Origin of the sequence: Pseudomonas sp. NPDC098747 (assembly GCF_044760045.1) — a bacterium.
In the GTDB taxonomy this organism is placed as follows: domain Bacteria; phylum Pseudomonadota; class Gammaproteobacteria; order Pseudomonadales; family Pseudomonadaceae; genus Aquipseudomonas.
This window is the reverse complement of the sequence record NZ_JBIWAL010000011.1, coordinates 1-21,828: the sequence shown is the minus strand read 5'-3', so window position 1 is coordinate 21,828 and position 21,828 is coordinate 1. Positions and strand designations below refer to the sequence as shown.

The 21,828-nt window shown below is 59.5% G+C and carries 21 protein-coding genes and 2 pseudogenes; 11 read left to right on the top strand and 12 right to left on the bottom strand.

All coding sequences use genetic code 11. The features are described 5' to 3' along the window. Nucleotide 1 precedes the first annotated feature (1 nt). Nucleotides 2–889: a LysR family transcriptional regulator gene (locus ACIQVE_RS09555; RefSeq protein ID WP_402807206.1), complete on the top strand. Its 888-nt coding sequence runs from the start codon at nucleotides 2–4 to the stop codon at nucleotides 887–889. Here ACIQVE_RS09555 and ACIQVE_RS09550 read toward each other — a convergent pair. Next, nucleotides 886–1,053 (bottom strand): annotated as a pseudogene (locus ACIQVE_RS09550) (cell wall hydrolase); the annotation flags it as partial. The gene ACIQVE_RS09555 and the pseudogene ACIQVE_RS09550 overlap by 4 nt on opposite strands. A gap of 165 nt (nucleotides 1,054–1,218) precedes the next feature. Here ACIQVE_RS09550 and ACIQVE_RS09545 point away from each other — a divergent pair. The 4 genes from ACIQVE_RS09545 to ACIQVE_RS09530 all read left to right on the top strand — a co-directional run bounded on the left by ACIQVE_RS09545 (nucleotide 1,219) and on the right by ACIQVE_RS09530 (nucleotide 6,575). After that, nucleotides 1,219–2,070, top strand: a complete 852-nt coding sequence (locus tag ACIQVE_RS09545; RefSeq protein WP_402807204.1) for a CAP domain-containing protein — start codon at nucleotides 1,219–1,221, stop codon at nucleotides 2,068–2,070. A 277-nt stretch (nucleotides 2,071–2,347) separates the two neighbouring features. Then, complete coding sequence (moaA, locus tag ACIQVE_RS09540; RefSeq protein WP_402807201.1) at nucleotides 2,348–3,346, top strand: GTP 3',8-cyclase MoaA; 999 nt, start codon at nucleotides 2,348–2,350, stop codon at nucleotides 3,344–3,346. Nucleotides 3,347–3,779: 433 nt separating this feature from the next. Beyond that, nucleotides 3,780–5,144: a glutamine synthetase family protein gene (locus ACIQVE_RS09535; protein ID WP_402807198.1), complete on the top strand. Its 1,365-nt coding sequence runs from the start codon at nucleotides 3,780–3,782 to the stop codon at nucleotides 5,142–5,144. Nucleotides 5,145–5,291: 147 nt separating this feature from the next. Beyond that, nucleotides 5,292–6,575: an NAD(P)/FAD-dependent oxidoreductase gene (locus ACIQVE_RS09530; protein ID WP_402807196.1), complete on the top strand. Its 1,284-nt coding sequence runs from the start codon at nucleotides 5,292–5,294 to the stop codon at nucleotides 6,573–6,575. Nucleotides 6,576–6,705: 130 nt separating this feature from the next. Here the strand turns inward: ACIQVE_RS09530 and ACIQVE_RS09525 are convergent, their stop codons facing one another. Next, nucleotides 6,706–7,491 carry a DeoR/GlpR family DNA-binding transcription regulator gene (locus tag ACIQVE_RS09525; RefSeq protein WP_402807193.1) on the bottom strand — a complete coding sequence of 262 codons (786 nt, stop codon included), beginning with the start codon at nucleotides 7,489–7,491 and terminating at the stop codon, nucleotides 6,706–6,708. Between the two features lie 95 nt (nucleotides 7,492–7,586). Continuing rightward, the gene (locus ACIQVE_RS09520) at nucleotides 7,587–8,105 is read right to left on the bottom strand and encodes a transporter suffix domain-containing protein (protein WP_402807190.1); all 519 of its coding nucleotides are present in this window, start codon (nucleotides 8,103–8,105) and stop codon (nucleotides 7,587–7,589) included. Between the two features lie 119 nt (nucleotides 8,106–8,224). Here ACIQVE_RS09520 and ACIQVE_RS09515 point away from each other — a divergent pair, with 119 nt between their 5' ends. Genes ACIQVE_RS09515 through ACIQVE_RS09505 form a run of 3 tightly spaced genes read left to right on the top strand, consistent with a single transcriptional unit; the run spans nucleotide 8,225 to nucleotide 11,904 of the window. Beyond that, nucleotides 8,225–9,778, top strand: coding sequence for an efflux transporter outer membrane subunit (locus tag ACIQVE_RS09515; RefSeq protein WP_402807188.1), 1,554 nt, complete (start codon nucleotides 8,225–8,227; stop codon nucleotides 9,776–9,778). Then, complete coding sequence (locus tag ACIQVE_RS09510; RefSeq protein ID WP_402807186.1) at nucleotides 9,771–10,889, top strand: HlyD family secretion protein; 1,119 nt, start codon at nucleotides 9,771–9,773, stop codon at nucleotides 10,887–10,889. The genes ACIQVE_RS09515 and ACIQVE_RS09510 overlap by 8 nt, the downstream gene beginning before the upstream one ends. Beyond that, nucleotides 10,879–11,904 (top strand): DUF2955 domain-containing protein, encoded by a 1,026-nt coding sequence (locus ACIQVE_RS09505; RefSeq protein WP_402807185.1) that lies wholly within the window; start codon nucleotides 10,879–10,881, stop codon nucleotides 11,902–11,904. Before ACIQVE_RS09510 ends, ACIQVE_RS09505 begins: the two co-directional genes overlap by 11 nt. On the opposite strand, the gene ACIQVE_RS09500 is transcribed toward ACIQVE_RS09505, so the two are convergent. The 4 genes from ACIQVE_RS09500 to ACIQVE_RS09485 form a co-directional block, all read right to left on the bottom strand. Then, a complete protein-coding gene (locus tag ACIQVE_RS09500; RefSeq protein WP_402807182.1) occupies nucleotides 11,889–12,335 on the bottom strand; it encodes a hypothetical protein in 447 nt (148 codons plus the stop codon). The genes ACIQVE_RS09505 and ACIQVE_RS09500 overlap by 16 nt on opposite strands. A gap of 283 nt (nucleotides 12,336–12,618) precedes the next feature. Then, complete coding sequence (locus tag ACIQVE_RS09495; RefSeq protein ID WP_402807180.1) at nucleotides 12,619–13,638, bottom strand: AbrB family transcriptional regulator; 1,020 nt, start codon at nucleotides 13,636–13,638, stop codon at nucleotides 12,619–12,621. A gap of 33 nt (nucleotides 13,639–13,671) precedes the next feature. Beyond that, the gene (locus ACIQVE_RS09490) at nucleotides 13,672–14,094 is read right to left on the bottom strand and encodes an HD domain-containing protein (protein WP_402807178.1); all 423 of its coding nucleotides are present in this window, start codon (nucleotides 14,092–14,094) and stop codon (nucleotides 13,672–13,674) included. Between the two features lie 74 nt (nucleotides 14,095–14,168). Further along, nucleotides 14,169–14,489 (bottom strand): hypothetical protein, encoded by a 321-nt coding sequence (locus ACIQVE_RS09485; RefSeq protein ID WP_402807175.1) that lies wholly within the window; start codon nucleotides 14,487–14,489, stop codon nucleotides 14,169–14,171. Nucleotides 14,490–14,652: 163 nt separating this feature from the next. Here ACIQVE_RS09485 and ACIQVE_RS09480 point away from each other — a divergent pair, with 163 nt between their 5' ends. The 3 genes from ACIQVE_RS09480 to ACIQVE_RS09470 all read left to right on the top strand — a co-directional run bounded on the left by ACIQVE_RS09480 (nucleotide 14,653) and on the right by ACIQVE_RS09470 (nucleotide 16,528). Then, nucleotides 14,653–15,084: a hypothetical protein gene (locus ACIQVE_RS09480; RefSeq protein WP_402807173.1), complete on the top strand. Its 432-nt coding sequence runs from the start codon at nucleotides 14,653–14,655 to the stop codon at nucleotides 15,082–15,084. A 267-nt stretch (nucleotides 15,085–15,351) separates the two neighbouring features. Beyond that, on the top strand, nucleotides 15,352–15,852 hold the full coding sequence (locus ACIQVE_RS09475) for an Hcp family type VI secretion system effector (RefSeq protein ID WP_402807171.1): 501 nt from the start codon (nucleotides 15,352–15,354) through the stop codon (nucleotides 15,850–15,852). Beyond that, entirely contained in the window at nucleotides 15,845–16,528 is a 684-nt protein-coding gene (locus ACIQVE_RS09470) for a DUF4225 domain-containing protein (RefSeq protein WP_402807170.1), read from the top strand. The genes ACIQVE_RS09475 and ACIQVE_RS09470 overlap by 8 nt, the downstream gene beginning before the upstream one ends. Nucleotides 16,529–16,544: 16 nt before the next feature. Here the strand turns inward: ACIQVE_RS09470 and ACIQVE_RS09465 are convergent, their stop codons facing one another. From ACIQVE_RS09465 to ACIQVE_RS09445, 5 genes and pseudogenes are all read right to left on the bottom strand, one after another. Then, nucleotides 16,545–16,901 carry a hypothetical protein gene (locus tag ACIQVE_RS09465; protein ID WP_402807167.1) on the bottom strand — a complete coding sequence of 119 codons (357 nt, stop codon included), beginning with the start codon at nucleotides 16,899–16,901 and terminating at the stop codon, nucleotides 16,545–16,547. A gap of 337 nt (nucleotides 16,902–17,238) precedes the next feature. Then, nucleotides 17,239–17,787 carry a cupin domain-containing protein gene (locus tag ACIQVE_RS09460; protein WP_042558757.1) on the bottom strand — a complete coding sequence of 183 codons (549 nt, stop codon included), beginning with the start codon at nucleotides 17,785–17,787 and terminating at the stop codon, nucleotides 17,239–17,241. Between the two features lie 383 nt (nucleotides 17,788–18,170). Next, nucleotides 18,171–19,454 (bottom strand): NAD(P)/FAD-dependent oxidoreductase, encoded by a 1,284-nt coding sequence (locus ACIQVE_RS09455; protein WP_402807164.1) that lies wholly within the window; start codon nucleotides 19,452–19,454, stop codon nucleotides 18,171–18,173. 53 nt (nucleotides 19,455–19,507) lie between these two features. Next, nucleotides 19,508–20,998: an aldehyde dehydrogenase gene (locus ACIQVE_RS09450; RefSeq protein ID WP_402807162.1), complete on the bottom strand. Its 1,491-nt coding sequence runs from the start codon at nucleotides 20,996–20,998 to the stop codon at nucleotides 19,508–19,510. Between the two features lie 244 nt (nucleotides 20,999–21,242). Next, nucleotides 21,243–21,828, bottom strand: a pseudogene (locus tag ACIQVE_RS09445) (glutamine synthetase); the annotation flags it as partial.

Below are 21,828 nucleotides of genomic sequence, written 5' to 3'. Positions count from 1 at the left end.
CATGACCACGCCGGATCTGAACCTGCTGATCACCCTCGACGTGCTGCTGCGTGAAGGCAGCGTCGCCCGCGCCGCCAAATGCCTGCGGCTGAGCCCTTCCGCGATGAGTCGCGCCTTGGCCCGTCTGCGCGAAACCACCGGCGATCCGTTGCTGGTGCGCGCCGGTCGAGGACTGGTGCCAACGCCGCGTGCGCTGGAATTGCGCGACCGCGTCAGTCACCTGGTGCAGGAAGCCGAGGCGGTTTTGCGTCCTGCGCAAGTGCTCGACCCCGCCCTGCTACAACGCACGTTCACCTTGCGCAATACCGACGGGTTTGTTGAAACATTCGCCGCCGCCCTGCTCGCCCGCATCGCTGCTGAGGCGCCCGGCGTGCGTTTGCGCTTTGTGCAGAAAGCCGACAAGGACAGCGCACTGCTGCGCGAAGGTCGGGTCGATCTGGAGACCGGTGTGGTCGACGACAGCACCGACCCAACGCTGCACAGCCGCATTCTGTTTCGCGATCACTGGATCGGCGTGGTGCGTGAGGGGCATCCTTTGAGCTCAGGCAAGGTCAGCGCCAAACGCTTCGCCTCAGGCCAGCACATTCTGGTGTCACGGCGCGGGCGCAGCAGCGGCCCGGTAGACGAAGCGCTACGCGAATGCGGCCTGACGCGGGACATCGTCACCTCATTCGGCGGGTTTTCTGCGGCACTGACGCTGGTCGGTGAATCAGACCTGATCGCCACCGTCCCGGAACGTCACACCAGCAAACTGCGCACGGGCCTGTACAGCTTCGACCTGCCATTGAAGATGCCGCCGATCAGCGTGTCGATGCTCTGGCATCCGCGCATGGACGCTGATCCGGCGCATCGCTGGTTGCGCGATTGTGTGCGGGAAATCTGCGCCTAGCGCGCATCGCCACCAGCGGGTTTATAGAAGAGGAATTTTTTCGTCTCGGCGGTTTTCCGGTATTGCCTGGCCCAACTCGGGTGGACGTTGCGGTCGTGAAAATACAACGCGCCGTGGGTGCGATCCTTGAGCTGGCGGTTCAGCGCCTTGCCGGCGACTTTCTGCTGTTACGTCGGGGAGACGCCCGGATTCCGGGGTCTTGGCAGAGTGTAGACGGCAAAATTGCGCGTAGCGTTCCGTGGAAAAAACCGTCGAATCAAGAAAAAGACATTGCACCCACCGGGGGCCTTTCGCGCATCATGGGCGCATTCAGCTCAAGGGAGAATTCCATGCGCTTCACGCGATCCGTTTTGCCATTTGCCGCGTTGTCCGCCGGCGTAATGTTTGCTGCCTCGGCCATGGCCTCCGACGAATCGCAACTGATCGATTCGATCAACAGCTACCGCAGCCAGCCGCAACGTTGTGGTACGCAGGCGTCCAATGAGTTGCCGCCCTTGTCGGCTGATCCACGCTTGAGGTTGCCGGCCAGCGGCGCCGTCAACCTGCAGCAAGCCATGGCCAGCGCCAGTTACCCGATGGTCAACGTGCAGGCGATCACCCTCAACGGCCCGCGCGATGCGGCGTCGGCGATGAAGGCGATTCAGGAGAGTTTCTGTCAGGTGGTGCTGGATCCGCAGTTTGTCGATGTCGGCGTCAGCCGCGCCGATCGCGACTGGCGCATCGTGCTGGCGCGGCCGCTGCTGTCGGCCAAACTCGGCGATGCGCAGAGTGAAGGGCAAAAACTGCTCGAACAACTCAACACTGCACGCAGTCAGCCACGCCAATGCGGCGGCCAACCCTTTGCCGCTGTTGCGCCGCTGGCCTGGAATGCGACCTTGGGCACCGTCGCCCAGGATCACAGCCGCGACATGGCCAACAAAAACTACCTCGACCACAAAGACCGCGACGGCCGCACCCCCGGCGACCGCGCAGAACTGGCCGGCTACAGCGGCCAACTGGTCGGCGAAAACATCGCCGCCGGCCAGGACACCGTGGGCAAAGTCGTCGACGGTTGGCTCGCCAGCCCCGGCCACTGCGCCAACCTGATGAACCCGCAATACAAGGAACTGGGCGCCGCCTATGCGACCGACCCGAAAAGCGATGCAGGGATCTACTGGACCGCGATGTTTGGTGCGCAATAACCCTTAAGCACACCACAGAACCGGTGGGAGCTGGCTTGCCAGCGATGGCGGAGGATCAGTCAACATCAATGCCAACTGTGCTGGCCTCATCGCTGGCAAGCCAGCTCCCACAGGGTCTTGCGGTGTTCACGGATTTTCGACCAACACAGCTCCCACACTTGATCATCGACGCTATCAATCAGCCGGTCACTAACAGTGATTGGACGGTTCAGGCAGTTACCCATACCCTGCCCCGTCCAATTCCGTTCACCAGCGGTTTCAATCCTGCGAGGCTGTCATGACAGAGCGCGTCCTGATCGATGCTCACAACCGCCGCGTCGACTATCTGCGCATGTCGGTGACCGACCGTTGCGACTTCCGCTGCGTCTATTGCATGGCTGAAGAGATGGAGTTTCTGCCGCGCCAACAAGTGCTGACGCTGGAAGAGATCTATCAACTGGCGCAAAGCTTCGTCGCGCTGGGCACCCGCAAGATTCGCCTTACCGGCGGCGAGCCGCTGATCCGACGGGGCGTGGTGCAGCTGTGCGAGCAGATCGCTGCCCTGCCGGGCCTGCGTGAACTGTGCCTGACCACCAACGGCTCGCAGTTGGGCAAACTCGCCGCGCCGCTGTTCGACGCTGGGGTCAAGCGCCTGAACATCAGCCTCGACAGTCTCGACCCCGAGCGCTTCAAACAAATGACCCGCACAGGCGATCTGGCGCAAGTGATCAACGGTGTCGATGCCGCGCGCAAGGCCGGTTTCACCCGCACGAAACTCAACTGCGTGGTGATGCAGGGCCGCAACGATCACGAGATCAATGATCTGGTGAGTTTTGCCATCGACCGTCAGCTCGATATCTCTTTCATCGAGGAAATGCCACTGGGGATCATCAGCGACCACAGCCGTGCCGAGTCGTTTTTTTCCAGCGCGCAGGTGCGTGAAAAAATCGCCGAACGCTACACGCTGATCGACTCGACGGAATCCACTCAAGGCCCGTCGCGCTATTGGCGTCTGGCCGAGGCCCCGCAGATTCGCCTGGGGTTTATCTCGCCGCATAGCCACAATTTCTGCGGCACCTGCAATCGGGTGCGGATGACCGTCGAAGGTCGCCTGCTACTGTGCCTGGGTAACGAACATTCGGTGGATTTGAAAGCGGTGCTGCGCGCTCATCCGGGGCAAACGGAACGTCTGGAGAAAGCCATCATCGAGGCGATGAAAATCAAACCGTATCGGCATAATTTCGAGGTCAATGACGACGTCCAGGTCGTACGCTTCATGAATATGACCGGCGGCTGACCCACCACTTTTGTGGGGGCACACTGCGCAGTCCCCCGAAACAGTCGTTTACACGCCCGCGAATTCCCCCTTACTATCCGGGCACACCGGTCGACGGGGCATTCCGCCGCCGACGTTTTCCGCCAACGGAAACATGCGTTATGAGCACGTCACTACAACAATCAGAATCGTTGAACGTCTCTACTCTGCGCGCCCTCTCTCACAGGGGCGGCGTATGAATCGTATCGTCAATCTCCCCATGGCCCTGCGCCGTTCCAAGCTGCGTCACTCCGCACGCCCGCCGGATATCGCCCGGACTCTCTGATCGCGCCCGTTAATAACCCGCGACAGCTCCCTATTCCCTGATATTCCCTGCCAGGACGCCCGCGCCTTTTACTGCGCCGCGTCCGGCCCGAATCTGCGCGCCTGTGCGGCGCCAACGTGAGTGTTTGCCATGAAATTCGCAGCCATTGAAGACGCACGCCTGTTCCTTGAACAAAATCCCGATATCGACATGATCGAGCTGTTCATCCTCGACGCCAACGGCGTGCCGCGCGGCAAGCTGTTGCACCGCGAAGAACTGCTCGCCGTGTACGAAAGCGGTCGCCCGCTGCCCAGCACCATCCTCGGTCTGACCGTACAGGGTGAGGACGTCGAGAACTCCGGTCTGGTCTGGGACGTCGGCGATATCGACTGCCGTGCCTACCCGCTGGAGGGCAGTCTGGTGCGCCTGCCGTGGCGCAAGATTCCGACCGCAGCGGTGCAGGTCAGCATGCACCCGACCGAGGGCATGCCCGCCAGCATCGCCGACCCGCGCCACCTGCTGATCAAGGTTGTCGACGCTCTCAAGGCCGAGGGTTACAACCCGGTGATGGCCTGCGAGCTGGAGTTTTATCTGCTCGACGCAAAACGCGATCACAACGGTCGTCCGCAACCGGCGCTGGACGCTGATGGGGGTCGACCGCGACATACCCAGGTCTACGGTTTGCGCGAGCTGGAACAAATCGAACCGTTCCTCGCCGACCTCTACAGCGCCTGTAAACTGCACGGCATTCCGGCGCGCACGGCGATCTCGGAATACGCCCCGGGTCAGGTGGAAATCACCCTCGAACACGGCGATGCGCTGGAGGCGATGGATCAGGCGGTGCGCTACAAGCGACTGGTCAAAGCCGTGGCACACAAGCACGGCATGCAGGCGACGTTCATGGCCAAGCCGTTCGATGATCTGGCCGGCACCGGCATGCACATGCATGTCAGCCTCGCCGACGGCGAGGGGCGCAACCTGTTCGCCTCCGAAGACCCGGCCGGCACCCCGCTGCTGCGTACGGCGATTGGCGGCATGCTCGCCTCGTTGCTTGATTCACTGCTGCTGTTCTGCCCGAACGCTAACTCCTACCGGCGTTTTCAGGCCAACAGCTACGCGCCATTGGCGCCGACCTGGGGCATCGATAACCGCACCGTCAGCCTGCGCGTACCCGGCGGCCCGGCCCACACCCGGCACATCGAGCACCGCATCTGCGGCGCCGACGCCAACCCGTATCTGGCGGCGGCGGCGATCCTTGCCGGCATCCATCGCGGCATTCGCGAGAACCTTGATCCGGGCGCACCGGTTGAGGGCAACGGCTATGCGCAAGCCAAGGAACTGCTGCCGACCGATTGGCTGACTTCGTTGCAGGCACTGGAAAATTCGGTGTGGGCACGGGATGCCTTGGGCCAGGAATTTCTTGGGGTGTACCTGGCGGTGAAGCGGGCCGAGTATCGGCAGTTCATGGCTGAAGTGGGTGAGCAGGATTGGCGTTGGTACCTGACCGAGGCCTGATTACACCACTGTAACCTGTGGGAGCTGGCTTGCCAGCGATGGGGCCGGCACATTCAGCATCTCTGGTGACTGACACTCCGCTATCGCTGGCAAGCCAGCTCCCACAGGGGACTGCACTCTGTTTCCCGAATTTGTGTGGACAATAAAATGACCAATCGCTGCAATTCCTACTACACCGCCACCCTCAACCACGAGACTGACTACCCGACCCTGCAAGGCCGGCACAAAGTCGATGTGGTGATCATCGGCGGCGGCTTCACCGGCGTCGCCACCGCTGTCGAACTCGCTGAAAAAGGCTTGAAAGTCGCCATCGTCGAAAGTAACAAAATCGGTTGGGGCGCCACTGGGCGCAATGGCGGCCAAGTCACCGGCAGCCTCTCCGGTGACGGCGCGATGCGCAAACAGATGCGCCCGACACTCGGTGACGAGGTCGACGATTTCATCTGGCACCTGCGCTGGCGCGGGCACGAAATCATCAAGCAGCGCGTGGAAAAATACGCTATCCAGTGCGACCTCAAACACGGTCACTTGCACGCGGCGTACAAGCCAAGCCACATGACCGATCTGCGCAAGGACTACGAAGAAGCCGTGCGTCGCGGGTTGGGTGACGAGGTCAGCCTGCTCGACCGCAGCCAGGTGCGCGATCTGCTGCAAAGCGAGCTCTACCACGGCGCGATCAAGAACACCCGCAACATGCACCTGCACCCGCTCAACCTGTGCATCGGTGAAGCGCGGGCGGCGGAAAGTCTCGGCGCGCTGATCTTCGAAAACAGCGAAGTGCTGGAGATCATTCACGGCGATACGCCAGGGGTGCGCACTGCCCACGGCCAGATCGACGCCAACCAGGTGATGCTGGCCGGTGACGTCTATCACAAGCTCGAACCCGGCCAGCTCAAGGGCAAGATTTTCCCGGCCATGGGCGGCATCGTCACCACCGCGCCGCTGGGCGATCTGGCGCGTCAGATCAACCCTGAGGATTTGGCGGTCTACGACTGCCGTTTCGTCCTCGATTACTACCGCCTCACCGCCGACGGTCGTCTGCTGTTTGGCGGCGGCGCCAACTACAGCGGCAAGGATTCACGCGACATCGCTGCCGAACTGCGCCCGTGTATCGAGCAGACCTTCCCAGCGCTCAAAGGCGTGCAGATCGACTACCAGTGGAGCTGCGCAATGGGCATCGTCATCAACCGCATCCCGCAACTGGGCAAACTCTCGGACAACGTCTGGTACTGCCAGGGCTACTCCGGCCACGGCATCGCGACAACGCACATCATGGGCGAAATCATGAGCCGGGCGATTACCGGGCAGATGGAACAGTTCGATACGTTTGCGGCGTGTCAGCACATTCGCGTGCCGATGGGGGATTTGTTGGGCAATCCGTTGTTGGCGGCGGGGATGTGGTATTACCAGATGCTCGAAAAATTGCGTTGAATGTAATGACCCCATCGCTGGCAAGCCAGCTCCCACAGTGTCCGTGTCGTACACATATTCCATGTACGCCAGTAAATCCTGTGGGAGCTGGCTTGCCAGCGATGAGGCCATCAGACTCACCTCAACACTTTCAGTCAGGCAACTGCTCCACCTCAATCCCCAACCGCCGATAATCCTCGACACTGCCCGATGCCAGATGCCGCTCGGTAATCAGCGTATGCACGCGATTGCACGGCGTCACCACAAACGGCTCGACCGCCCCCAGCTTGTCCGCCGTGGTCACCGCAATCACCTGCGCGGCGCTCTCGAACAATGCCTGCTTCACCGGCACCTCATCGAAGTACAGAGAACTCAGCCCGACTTCCGGATGAATCGCGCACACCCCGGTAAACAGCACATCAGCCTTGATGCTTTGCAGCAGGCGCACGGTTTCGTGGCCGCTGACCGACATCGTTGCCAGATTGAGTTGGCCGCCCGCGAGAATCACCTTGATGCCTTGGTATTCAGCCAGGGTGATGGCGGTCATCGGCGACGTGGTGACGGCGGTAATTTTGATATCGGCCGGCAGCGAGCGGGCGATCTGCAACGTGGTGGTGCCGGAATCGAACAGCACGATCTGGCCGTCCTTCACCCGTCCGGCAGCGAGCTGCGCCAGGCGAGTTTTTACTTCGTCGGTTTCACTGATCCGGGTGAAGTAATCCTTGCCGGTGTCTTTGGGTCGCGGCAACGCCCCACCATGTACCCGCTGCACCAACCCGGCGTTATCGAGTTCGGCGAGGTCGCGGCGAATCGTATCCTCGGACACGGCAAAATGCTGGCTCAACTCGGAGGCCATGACCTTGCCGTCGCGTTCGAGGATCAGGAGGATTTTCTGCCGGCGCAGTGACGGCAGTTCGGTAACGGAGTGGTCGTGCATGACTCTGCCTGTTTATGCTTGTAGTTGCAGGTTTTGACGCAGACTAGCGAAAACCTCGGGCAAACACAAACCGGCAGGTATCAATTGTTACGATCTCAAACGGTGACTACCCGCGCCTTGCGCACAAAAAGCGCATGAGCCTTGTCCCAGAAATTCCCCCCCAGTACAAAGAAGCTGCCAACAAACATCAAATCCCCAAGCAATTGCAGTTGCCACAGATTGGGGCGCAACCCCGGCCAGAAATTATCGAAATACGGTTCCAGAAAAGAGGTCAGCAACGGCAGGCAAAACATCACCACACCGATGCGATGGCGCGTCGGCCCAACCTCGTCGACCGGGGTTGGAATGATCCCCGAGACATAACGCCCAATTGTGCGCTTGAGCTCAGCGAAACCGGCCTTGCCCATCACCGCGATCACCACCAGCAACAACACCTTGTTGCTGATAAACAACACGCCGGTCAGCGCTGCCACTTTCGAGCCGGGCACATCAAGCGCAGCCGCCAGCGGCACCATCAACCACGAACCGAGCATCAGGCAAATGATCCCCACACCCACTTTGAAGCGCCAGGTTGCGGGGGTCGGCGGGGTCACCGGATCTTGGGCAGTGTCCATTGTTTCGTCCTGTTTGGGTGGGGTACAGTTGCCTGCCAAGCGTAGCAGCAGATTCGCCCGAACAAACTGCAATCTGCCGTCTATGCTCCATTGAAATTCGCGGTCCGGGAAAACAAGCAATGCCTGCAACAACAGCACTGCTGACAAGGCCCGGTCATCTGCTATTGGTTGGTGCCCTGAGTTTGAGCGGCTGCATGCGCCTGGGACCGGATTTCCAGCCGCCGGGCGAAGCGTGGAGTAAACAATGGAACAGTACGGCTCTGGAACACGCCAGTGAACGCGTCGCACAACCGGATCTGCGCCAATGGTGGCAGGTATTCGCCGACCCGGTGCTTGATCGCCTGATCAACGAAGCCGATGCTCGCAACAGCAGCCTGAAAATCGCTGGCCTGCGAGTCCTCGAAGCCCGCGCACAACTGGGCATCGCCGAAAGCGGCCGCTACCCGCAATTGCAACAGCTCGGCGTCGACAGCCTGTATGTCGATCGCCAGCAGTCCGGCGGCAACAACCCGCAGGATCTACATTTCTGGCAACACAGCGCTGCGTTCGATGTCGGTTGGGAACTGGATTTCTGGGGCCGGTTCAGCCGTGCCATCGAGTCATCCGATGCACAATATTTCGCCGCGCAGGCCAACTACGAAGACGCCCTGGTGCTGCTGCGCGCGCAAGTCGCCGACACCTATTTTTCCCTGCGCACCACTGAAGCGCGGCTGCGCGTCGCCCGGGAAAACGCCGTCCAGCAAAAGCGCAATTTCGAGATCACCGAAAAACTCTTCACCAGCGGCCAGAGCGCCGAACTTGATCTGCAACAGGCGAAAACCCAATACCTTGGCACGCTGAGCAGCCTCCCGGCGTTCGAAGACCAACTGCTGCGTACGCGTAATGCCCTGGCGGTGCTGGTTGGCCAGCCGCCCGGTGGCGCGGCGCTGCTGGCCGAACAACCGGGGCTGATTCCGCTGGTGGATCGCGCCGTGCTGCAAGACGTCCCCGCCAACCTGCTGCTGCGCCGTCCGGATGTGCGCGCGGCGGAACTGAATGTCGCTGCGCAATCGGCGCTGGTCGGCGTCGCCGAAACCGATTTGTATCCATCGCTGACCCTGCTCGGCAGCATCGTCTGGTCCACCGACTCCCTCAGCGCCACGCCGCGCAGCCTCGACCTGATCGGCGGGCCGAGCCTGCGCTGGAACATCTTCGATTACGGGCGCATCCGCAACAACATACGGGTGCAGGACGCACGTTTGCAGCAACTGATCGAAGCCTACCGCGACAAGGTTCGCCAAGCCGCACGCGAGGCCGACGACGCCGCCAGTGGTTTGAGCAAAGCGCTGGAGCGCGAGCGCATTCTGCGCGAGGCCGAAGGTGCCGCGCGGCGTTCGCTGGTGCTGGCCAACACGCAATACCGCGAAGGTTATTCGGACTTCCAGCGCGTGCTCGACGCTCAACGGGCACTGCTGGAGTTGCAGGACAACTATCTGGTCAGTCGCAGCAATGCCGTGAGCAATCTGATCGCCCTCTACAAAGCCCTTGGTGGGGGTTGGCAAAGCACTTCGCCGCAGATCGACGAACCGACCCGCGAACAGATGCAACAACGCACCAATTGGGGCGACTTGCTCACCGCGCCGCCCGCTCAACCGCTGTACCCACTCCCGTCGCAGGACAGCCACCATGACTGACGCCGCACCTCCCGCTCCGGCCCCGGCCCCGTCCGATCCGGCAAAAAAAGGCATCCGCTGGGTGCTGCTGTTGATTGTGCTGAGCCTGGCCTGGTATCTGCTCGCCGACCGCTACACGCCCTACACCCAGCAGGCGCGGGTCGGTGCGTTCGTGATTCCGGTTGCGGCGGAGGTTGCCGGTCGGGTGATCCGGGTCAATGTGCGCAACAATCAGGACGTCAAGGCTGGCGACGTCCTCTTTGAACTCGATCCGCAACCGCTGCAAATCGCCGTGGATCGGGCGAAAGCCGATCTTGAATCGACCCGTCGTCAGGTCGGCGCCAGCACCGCCGGCATCGCTTCGGCGCAAGCTTCGCTACGTGCTGCGCAAGCCAACGAACTCAAGACGCGGCAAGACAATCAACGTCTCGAAGGTTTGTACAAACAGGATCCGGGCACCATCTCCGTGCGCCTGCTGGAAGTGTCGCGAGCCAACCGCGAGCAAGCGGTCGCCCAGGTCGCCGCCGCCCGCGCCGAAGTGCAGCGCGCGCAGGAACAGGAAGGTGGCAACACCGACACCAACGCGCAGTTGCGCAGCGCCGCTTCGGCACTGGCCAAAGCCGAGCTGGATCTGGCCAACACCCGCATCGGCGCGCGTTCGGCCGGGTTGATCACCGACCTGCGCACCGACGTCGGCCAGTTCACCGCTGCCGGCAGCCCGGTGATGACCTTGATCGCGATTCATGATGTGTGGATCAGCGCCGACCTTACCGAAAACAACCTCGGCCGCGTGCAACCCGGAACACCGGTATCTATCGTTTTGGATGCGCTGCCCGGCGAAGTCCTCGATGGCCGAGTGCGCAGCGTCGGCTATGGCGTCAGCGTCGGCCAGACGCCAGCGCCGGGGACCTTGCCGAGCATCCAGAACAGCCGCGACTGGCTGCGTCCGGCGCAGCGTTTTCCGGTGATTATAGAACTCACTGAGGAGGCGAAAAAACGCCTGGTCGACAACCGCGCCATCCGTGCCGGTGGTCAGGCTGAAGTCATGGCCTTCCCCACCGAAGGCAATCCGCTCAATCCGCTGGGGCGGTTGTTTGTCGGGCTGATGAGCTGGCTGTCGTATGCCTACTGAGCGCAGCGTCCCGGCGCAACGGGCGTTACGCCTAGCGTTCGGCACCGCGCTGTGCACCGCCGCCAGTTATGCGCTGGCGCTGCCGCTGGCGTTTATCTCGCCGGTGCTGGCGGTGTTGCTGTTGGCCAGCCTGCCCCGGCCATTGCCGCTCAAAGGTGCGCTGGTGCTGGCATTGGTCGCGGCGCTCACAACCAGCATCGGCCTGCTGCTGGTGCCGTTGCTGCGCTATTACCCGGTGAGCGCTGTGTTGTTGATCGGCCTCGGTTTGTTTCTGGTGTTTCGCTTCGGTTTGCGCGGCGGCAACCCGTTGATCGTGACCTTTCTGGTGATCGGCATGACCATGATTTCCGCCGCCGGGTTCGCCGAATTCGATCTGGCGATGGCGGTGATTGGTGCGTTGGTCAAAGGCCTGTTGCTGGCAGTCGCGGTCGTCGGCATCAGTCACGCATTATTTCCTGAACGGCCCGATAGCCCCGTCCCACCCAAGCCACCCGCCATGCCTGCCGACGAAGTCCCGCGCGTGGCCCTGCGCGCGACGCTGATCGTGCTGCCGACCTTTTTGCTGGCCCTCAGCGACCCGGCCAGCTACCTGCCGATCATCCTCAAAGCCGTCAGCCTCGGCCAACAAAGCTCCACCACCCACACTCATCACGCGGGGCGCGAACTGCTCGGCTCGACCCTGCTTGCCGGCGTGCTGGCGGTGCTGCTGTGGTGTGGATTGAGCCTGTTCGTGAATCTGTGGATGTTCTTTTTATGGATGCTGCTGTTCGGCCTGTGGCTGGCACGCAAACTCTATCGCCTCAGCCCGACGCAGTTCAGCCCCGGGTTCTGGCTCAACACCCTGGTGACAATGATTATCCTGCTCGGCCAATCTGTGCAGGACAGCGCGGCGGGCAAAGACGTCTACAGCGCCTTCGCCGTGCGCATGGGGTTGTTCATTCTGGTGACGCTCTACAGCGCGTTGATGATGCACCTGCTCGACGCGCACAAGCCCAGACGTCAAGGCGTGACCTGATAGCCGCGCCCTTGCAGACACCCGGTATAGGCGCTGGAACTGGCTGCCGCATCGGTCTTGCTCTGCGCGCGCCGCTCCTGTCGCTGTCGAGAGCCACCGACTACCGCACCGGCTGCTGCAGTCTGCTGGGCACGGTTTTGTCGGTAATCCTGCTTGCGATCATCGTCGACGCGGTCGTAGAGCTCGTCGTGCTGACGACCACGCACTTCAGCGCCTGCTGCTCCTGCGGCTGCACCAACAGCGGCGCCCTTCAGACGACCACCTGCCTGGGGTTTTGAAGTAGCCGAAGTCGAAGCGATGGAGTGGCAGTCGTTTATGTCGATTTGAGTTTGTTGCGAGGTCTGACCTTTGAGCGGGACGACGGATTGTGCACTGGCTGGAGTGGCGTACAGGGTAGCGATCATCAGCGCGATAGATGTTAGGCGATTCATGATTACCTCCGGCGGGGCCTGGGGTTGGCGGTGATGCGGGGTAATCAGAGAGTGTAGTTCATGGTGCTGGATCAGGAGCCCCTCACCCTAGCCCTCTCCCAGAGGTAGAGGGGACCGATTGGGGGATATTTCAGTGGTACGCCGACGTGCAATTCCTTGCTGTGAATCCATAATCGATAAGGTCGTTCAGGTCGATGCATCGCGCAAAACACCACGGCCAGCGCCCTCTCCCTCCGGGAGAGGGCTGGGGTGAGGGGGATCGATTGAACTGACACAGCACAAATCAAGAAGCTTCCCGCACCCGCCGCACCTGCACCAACAACACCGGAGCAAAGTGCAGCAGCACCATCCGCGCCAAATGATGCGTCAGAATAAACACCACATTCAGCCCGCCAGCGAACGCGACAATCGCAATCGTCTCGATCGCCCCCGGCATATACGCCAGCCACAGCGACAGCGGATCACTGTCCAAAAATCTCGCCGCCACTTCCGCAAATCCCGCCGCCACCACGATCATCAACCCGACCGACACCAGCGCCGTGCGGCCATGCCGCCCTAACTCCTTGACGCCCAGCCCCTGAAACCGCGAGCCGATTCGCACGCCAAGAATCAGTGCCGCCAGATTCAAACTCCAGTCCGGCATGTCAAAGCCGTGCAGCCATCCTGCTTTGACGAAAAACGCAGTGATGATAATCGCCGTCAACATGAACGGCGCTGGCACGCCGATCACCAGCAGCAATCGCCCAAGCATGATACTCAAGCCGATCACCGCGAACACAGTCAGCGCCATCCCGGTCGTCAACGGAGCGCTTTCCACCACCGCCACCGATGTCTGCCCCGGAATCAAAAAACTCACCAGCACGGTGATCAGCAACAACCGCATCAGGTGCACGATGATCACCTTGCCCGAGGCTTTTTCCGACTCCAGCAAATCGAACACCGCCGCCAACGCCCCCGGATACACCGCCAGCAACGCGTCGGTGCGATTCCATCCGGCGCCGCGCGTCAGCCACAAAGCGGACAGCGTAATCTGCACGATCAGACACAGCAGCAACACGCCAAGGCTCGGCAACATCGCCGACGCCGTCGCGCTGTCCCACGCTTCGAACATCAGCCCGGTAGCGATGCCGAGCGTGACCTGGATGTAGCCCAAGCCGTAAGGCGTCACAGGTGCGAAACCTGATTTAGTGACGACCAATGCGGTGACAAGAATCGAGCCCAACAGCAAACCGTGAGGCACGCCGAGCGACTGCAACGCAGCGCCAAAACCGGCGGCGATCAACAAACAGAGAATGGATTTCATAGATGCCTTCCTGGCAATTCAACTGACCTAACGTTACGAGCGTAACCGTCCGATTGCGCGGCGGTATTTCTCGATCCGCTCCAGATCCTCCCAACTCGGCGAGGCGATCCGCGACAGGTCGCTGTTCTCTTCCAGATCCGCCAGTTTCACCACACGCCCTATCGGGTTCTGCGCGGCGCGTTCGACAAAATCCTCGTAGGACTCGCCGGGCACTTTGGTCACCGATTCAATAGCGCTTAGCACCTCTTCGCTGAAACCTTCCTTACGCAGATCATCGAGACTGATTTCGCAATCCTCGACCACATCGTGCAGCACCGCGACGATGCGCTCTTTCAGCGTGGTCATACGCAGCATCACTTTCAGCGGATGCAAAATGTACGGCGCCCCGCCCTTGTCCACCTGCCCGGCGTGAGCCGTGGCGGCGATGGCAATGGCGCGCTCGAGTGTTTGAGTCATAAGGGTTTCCTTGGGTTAAACGCCGTATCGGTCGCCGATATGGATATTGCGCGGAGTCAAGTGCCAATCACGTTCTAACGCCCCACTGGATCGCAGTGATGTTCGAGAATCAACGAAACCAGCGCCGCTTGATCTGCTCCCGGATGCGCATCGATCATCTGCGCGACCCACGCGCAATCGGCTTTCTTCAGATGCTCGCGCCATTCACCGGGCCAGGCATCCAGTTCATCCAGCGCCAACCAGCGCGCACCGCCCTGCCCACCATGCCCTCCAGCAGTCGACTGTTCGAAACAAAAAGGCGTGGCCGGTTGTGACAGGTCGATGTTGAAGATGTAGACGTCGTGGGTTGGGTGCTGCGACGTGGGGGCGTTGTTGCGACTGCCGATCTCGATCATGAGCAAATTCCAATCCATGGGCACTAGATATGTCCGATTGTTTCTCAATCTAGATAAACAGCGCAAATCAAAAACCTGATTGAACCTCCGCCCCTCAAGCAATCTCGAAACTAAAAGCGCCTAATCATTGATCAGAATCGGCGCCATTGAAGAGGAAAGCCCGATGAACATTCGATTCCTGCTTCTGATCGCCACCTTCAGCGTCATCCCCACCTGCGTCATGGCCGAAGGCTGCGACGTCCAGACCCGTTCCTCCAGCTCCGCCGTGCCGGCAGTATCCGGACACAGTTGCTACGAGTACGAAGGCACACCCGTCAACGCCATCGATTGGTCATGCAGCAACGAAAGCAAAGACATGGTTAATGCCGTCAAGAAAAAGGTCCAGCAGTGCGACGACCACTACAAGGCTACTTGCATCGCCACCCTTACTCAGGAATCCCTCGCCAACCCGCACTCCACCAGCAAGGATAAAAACGCCAAGGCGTTGAACATCCCGGATGGCGCGCAGGTGACCACGTATTACTACGGCGCGGAGGAATTGGGGCAGGCGAAGATTGATTGTGAAAGTGGTGGGGGGAACTGGAAGGCGAAGTAACTGCTTCGAAAGAAACAACCGCAGTACTCAAAACCAAAAAAGCCCGGCGCAAATGCCGGGCTATTTTTTAAAAAGCACCCCTTCTTGATCGCTCCTGTAGCGAGCAGTGATGCAGGTGGCACTTCAGAAAAGTCACACACTTAAATCCACCTATCCTGTAAGACGTTTCTGAACCTAGTAAAACTTGAGCCTACGCCTAATCGCCCACGCTTTATTTGACGATTACTCTTCAAACAAGAGTAACCCCTTCAGTAAAGCAGAGTATCCATGGCCAACCACAGTTACATGAGTATTATCGGAAACCGACAAGGTCTGATCTCCGCCGGTTGCTCTGACACAAACTCAATCGGCAACAAATGCCAACTGGGTCACCTCGACGAAATCATGGTACTGGCCTACTCGCACAACATGACCACCGGCATTAACGGCGGCGTTACTGCTGACCGTGGTCAACACCTGCCGATCATGATCACCAAGAACATCGACAAATCCTCACCACTACTGTCCGCCGCACTTCATGAGCGTGAAGTGCTGGACTGCACAATCTTCTTCTACCGAACCTCCCCCGCTGGCACACAGGATAAGTACTTCAAAATCCACATTGCCGGCGCAAAAATCGCACACATCAATCTTCAGGTCCCCCACGCCATCCATTTGAACGACGCCCAGCCGCAAGAATTGGTGTCGTTTACTTATCGCGAAATTAGTTGGACACACCTACAGGCGGGCACGTGCGGTTTTAGTAGTTGGGGAAATGAAGATGAATGAGGATTCGTGTGACATCAACGACGTTACCCGGGCTGCTTCCGATCTGGTCGCATTCGGGTGCCAGATCGGCGCCACTCAGTTGTACGGTAGCTTCAGCCAGCTCAAATTTGGCGAGATTGTCTCGTCCTATGCGAATGAGATTATTCGGGCTGTTGATGAAGGTATTATTAGTGCCAAGCAAGGGTTGCAGGAGCTTAGGGAGGAGTACGCAGAACTTTCTACCACATCCATGTTTTATCTTCAGAATGGAGTGACTATTGCTGCGGGAAGCATGCAACTTCAGGCTGGTGCCTTAGCGATTGGAGCCACCCGAGGTAAAGCTGGCGTTACGGGCATCGCCTTAATCGGGCACGGCGTCAACAACATTTTTGAGGGTGTGGGGAACATCTTCAACGGGCCCGATAAACCAAGTGTTGTCGGGCCTATCAGGATGGGTTATCAGAACGTTTTTGGCATCAAACACGGTAATCTTACCTATTACAGCGTGGATCTCTATCTATCTATTCGAGGCATGATACATCTCGTCCGAAAGCCAGACTCGGTGCAACTCTTCAATAGAGACCCTATAAACTACGAACGGGCCCACAAGCAAATGGGAACACTAACCCTAGCATTCGAAGCTTTAACCGACAGCTTCACGCTGAACTCAATCAGAGAATCAGGCCTTGAACAGTAGTCACAAAACCAGCCCATCAACGGCGAGAGCGAAACGAACGCTGAAAAAAGCTTAAATAGCAAAACGACCCAAGAAAAGAAACAAACAGAAAAGACGCTACTACCCAGTACGAAACACCATTAAAAAAATCAAACCCCATCATAAAAGGAACAAAAGCAATGGCCAATACTCCAGATAAAAAGACTATTTCGATTAACACCCATCGTAAATTATAGTGCTTTTCTTCAATCACTTTTCCATCGAATATATTGCGAAGCGATGGAACAGAAAAAATAAAACCATGCAAAGCAAATAGAGCAAAAACAACAAAAAACACTACCCAGCTCAGGTCTCCCTCAAGCTTTATAAACTGACCAATACAGTTTAAGACCATTACACTCCAGAAAAGTTAAGAAGCAAGAATTAGACAATAAACACGAGATAAACACCGAAAATCATTTAATTGCACAGTCCGCTCCCTCACATAACTATAACACCCAAAAAATCAAGCTCTACGGAAAATCAAAAACGGCTTACGATCAACCACCACGCAATGTAAACATGCCAGAAGAGCCATAACATCCTTAACCTCGCCTCATCACGCACCCATTCAGAACCTTCCTACAAATCAAAACCCTGCCCCCTACAAACATTTCATCCACGCAAAAAAATCCGAAACCCAGTAAAAGGTGTCGGATTTATTCACAACGTGTGCCTAATTTAAACAGCGATCAGAAGTTAGCAGGCGTATTCGCACTAATAATCTCAGCCTCATCCGCCCCGATATTGCGAAACTTATGCGGCAACGTCGTCGGAAAGTAATACCCGTCCCCGGCATTCAACACGCTCACCGATCCATCCACGGTCAACTCAACCGTCCCCCGCGTCACCAGCCCGCACTCCTCACCTTCCGAGTGAACAATCGGCTCTTCCCCGGAACTCGCGCCCGGTGCGTATTGCTCGCGCAGCAGGCGCATCTGGCGGCTTGGGACCGAGGCGCCGATCAGTAGCAGGCGCAGGCCGTGGCGGCCGAGGTCGGGTTGTTCGTTGGCGCGGAAGACGTATTGATGCTCGCGTGGCGGCTGGTCGAAGGTGAAGAAGTCGGCCAGGGACATCGGGATGCCTTCGAGCAGCTTTTTCAATGAGCTGACGGAGGGGCTGACGCGATTCTGTTCGATCAGGGAGATGGTGGCGTTGGTCACACCGCTACGCCGGGCCAGCTCGCGCTGGGAGAGTTTGTAGCTTTCGCGTACTAGTTTGAGTCGAGAACCCGTATCCATGACTGCCTTATGTGAGAAGTACTTAGGCTCTGCGCGAGAACTGCCTGATCGCCGCTCGGCGGCTCTCGCGCAGACCCACGGGTAATGGGGGTGGGTGGCGGGTGACGCGCCGGGGCGTGGGTCACGTTGCTCCCGTGTCCCGGAACCGTGAAAGGCCGCTATTAAATCACGTTTGGTGGTGTTGCTCAGCAGGTTCGATGGGTGGTGGGGGAAAAGAGCCTGCTGGTGGTAATTGCAGGATCAACACAAGACCTGTGGTGTGTCAGTGGGGAATGATGGCGCCCTCACAGGCGACATCGCTGGCGAGCCAGCTCCCACATTCTGAAATTGGTGTATCAGGAAAAAACCGGCGGGGTCTTGGGGGCCGCCGCCGGGGAGGTAACTTAGATACCGAAGCGGTCGCGCAGCGAGTAGTAGACGGCGCCGAGGGCGGTCAGTGGGGCGGAGAAGGTTCGGCCGCCGAGCATTGGCATGTGTGGCAACGACGCAAAGGCATCGAAGCGTTCGGCATCGCCGCGGATCATTTCCGAGATCAGCTTGCCGGCCAGGTGCGAGCACGTAACGCCGTGGCCACTGTAGCCTTGCATGTAGTAGGCGTTTTTCTCGATGCGGCCGAATTGCGGCATGCGTGACATGGTCAGCAGGAAGTTGCCGGTCCAGCGGTAGTCGATTTTCACGTCTTTGAGCTGCGGGAAGGTCTTGAGGATCTTCGGCCGAATCAATTGTTCGATGTCGTCCGGTTCACGCGCGCCGTAGACCACGCCGCCGCCGTAAAGCAAACGGTTGTCGGCGGTGAGGCGGTAGTAGTCCAACAGATAGTTGCAGTCTTCGACGCAGTAGTTGTTGGTGATCAGGCTGCGTGCCTGTTTCTCGGTCAACGGCTCAGTGACGACGATCTGCGAGCCGCACGGCATGCTTTTCGCGGTCACACGGTTGTCGAGACCTTGCGGCAGGTAGGCGTTGCCAGCGATCAGCAGGTACTTGGCACGAACCAGACCTTTGGCGGTGCGTACGACATTGGGCTCGCCGTAGGTGATTTCCACTGCGGCCGATTGCTCGTAGATTTTGCCGCCCAGACTCACGATGGCGGCGGCTTCACCGAGGGCCAGGTTCAGTGGGTGAACGTGGCCGCCCTGCAAGTCGAGCAAGCCACCAACGTACGCATCCGAGCCGACTTCGCGACGAATGTCAGCGGCGTCGAGCATCTTCAGATTGCGGTTGCCGTAGCGTTCCCAGTTTTTCTTCTGCTCGGCCAAGCCATTGAGCTGTTTCTTGTTCATCGCGGCGAAGATGCCGCCCGGGCGGTAGTCGCATTTGATGTCGTATTGCTTGATGCGCGAACGAATGATGTCGGCGCCTTCGAAGATCATGCTGCCGAGGATTTGCGCAGTCTTGTCGCCGTAGCGCTCTTCGATTACGTCGACGTCGCGGCTGTAGGAATTAACCAGTTGACCGCCGTTGCGGCCGCTCGCGCCGTAGCCGACTTTAGCCGCTTCCAGCACTGTGACTTTGTAGCCGGCCTCGGCGAGGAACAGTGCTGAGGACAGGCCGGTGTAGCCGGCGCCGATGATGCAGACGTCGCAATCCACCGCTTCTTCCAGGGTCGGAAAGTCGATGACTTCATTGCGAGTGGCGGCGTAGTAGCTGTTTACGTGTTGTTGTTTCATTTTTGTTCTCCGAGGGACGCCGGCAAAACCGGCGCCCACCGTTGTAAATAGAATTAGAGCTTGATCCAGGTCGCTTTCAGCTCGGTGTACTTGTCGAACGCGTGCAGCGATTTGTCGCGGCCGTTGCCCGACTGTTTGAAGCCACCGAACGGCGCGGTCATGTCGCCGCCGTCGTACTGGTTGACCCAGACGCTGCCGGCGCGCAAGCCACGAGCGAAGTTGTGTGCCTTGCTCAAGTTGCTGGTCCAGACGCCAGCGGCGAGGCCGAAGATGCTGTCGTTGGCGATCTGCAACGCTTCCTCAACGGTGTCGAAGGTGATCAGCGACAGCACCGGGCCGAAGATTTCTTCCTGGGCGATGGTCATGGCGTTGGTCACGCCATCGAAAAGCGCCGGTTGCACGTAGAGGCCACCGGTTTCTTCGAGGGTGCGCTGGCCGCCGGCAATAAGCTCGGCGCCCTGCTCACGACCGATGCTGATATAGCGCAGCACGTTGTCGAGTTGACGCTGATCGACCACGGCGCCGACGGTGGTCGCCGGGTCGAGGGCGTGGCCGGGTTGCCACGCTTGCAGCGCTTCCACCAGCAGCGGAATGAACTGCTCGCGGATCGAGCGTTCGACCAGCAAACGCGAACCGGCGGTGCAGACCTCGCCCTGGTTGAAGGCAATGGCGCCGGCCGCTGCTTGTGCTGCTGCGCGCAAGTCCGGTGCGTCGGCAAACACTACGTTCGGGCTCTTGCCGCCGGCTTCGAGCCAGACGCGTTTCATGTTGCTCTGGCCGGCATAAATCATCAGTTGCTTGGCAATCGCCGTGGAGCCGGTGAAGGCCAGCACGTCGACGTCCATGTGCAACGCCAGCGCCTTGCCAACGGTGTGACCGAAGCCCGGCAGGACGTTGAATACGCCTTTCGGAATGCCGGCATCCAGCGCGAGCTGCGCAATGCGGATCGCCGTCAGCGGGGATTTTTCCGAAGGCTTGAGGATGAACGAGTTACCCGCCGCCAGCGCCGGGGCGAATTTCCAACTGGCCATGATCAGCGGGAAGTTCCACGGCACGATGGCCGCCACCACACCGCAAGGCTCGCGAGTGATCAGGCCGAGTTGGTCGTGCGGGGTGGCGGCGACTTCGTCGTAGATCTTGTCGACGGCTTCGGCGCTCCAACGGATCGCGTTGGCGGTCGCCGGGATGTCGATGCTCATCGAGTCGCTGATCGGCTTGCCCATGTCGAGGGTTTCCAGCAGCGCCAGTTCTTCCTGGTTTTGCAGGATCAGATCGGCGAAGCGGATCAGGATGCGCTTGCGCTCGGCCGGGGCTTTGTTGGCCCACACGCCGGATTCGAACGATTGGCGCGCGGCTTCGACGGCGAGGTTGGCGTCGGCTTCATCGGTGCTGGCGACGGAGGCCAAGAAACGGCCGTCAACGGGGCTCAGGCATTCGAAGGTGTCGCCGCTGATCGCCGGGCGGTATTCACCGTTGATGAACGCGCGGGATTCGATGGTCAGGGACTGGAAGCGTTGTTCCCAGTCGTTGCGGGTCGTTGTCATTGTTATGGCTCGACGAGGGGTTTTCGGGGAATCTGGGTGGGGTGTTCGGCTTGAGATGGCTGCCCTCACCCTAGCCCGTTCCCGGAGGTAGAGGGGACCGACCGAGTTGTCTCAGGAGGTGCACCGACCTGAATCACCGAGTCGATTGTGGATTCGGCAAAACAGGTTCAGGTCGCAGCAATTCCCGAGCATCCCCGGATCAGTCCCCTCTCCCTTTGGGAGAGGGTTAGGGTGAGGGTTTTTTTCAGACCGTATGCAAATACCAGTTGTACTCAAGATCAGAGATCGAGTTCTCGAACTCGGCCAACTCGCTTTCCTTGCACGCGACAAACACGTCGATGTACAGCGGGTCGATGTAGCGGGCCATGACTTCGCTGTCGTCCAGCTCACGCAATGCGTCGCGCAGGTTGTTCGGCAGGCTCTGTTCGTTCTGCTCGTAGCTGTTGCCTTCAACCGGAGCACCCGGTTCGATCTGGTTGGTCAGGCCGTGGTGAATACCGGCCAGCACCGACGCCATCAACAGGTACGGGTTGGCATCGGCACCGGCTACACGATGCTCGATGCGCACGGCATCCGCAGAACCGGTCGGCACACGGATCGCCACGGTGCGGTTGTCGATACCCCAGCACGGCGAGTTCGGCACGTAGAACTGTGCGCCGAAACGACGGTACGAGTTGACGTTCGGACAGAGGAAAGCCATTTGCGCAGGCAGGGTCTCCAGCACACCGCCGATCGCGTGTCGCAGCGCGGCGTTCTGCTCGGGATCCTCGCTGGCGAAGATGTTGTTGCCTTCTTTGTCCAGAATCGAAATGTGCACGTGCAGACCGTTG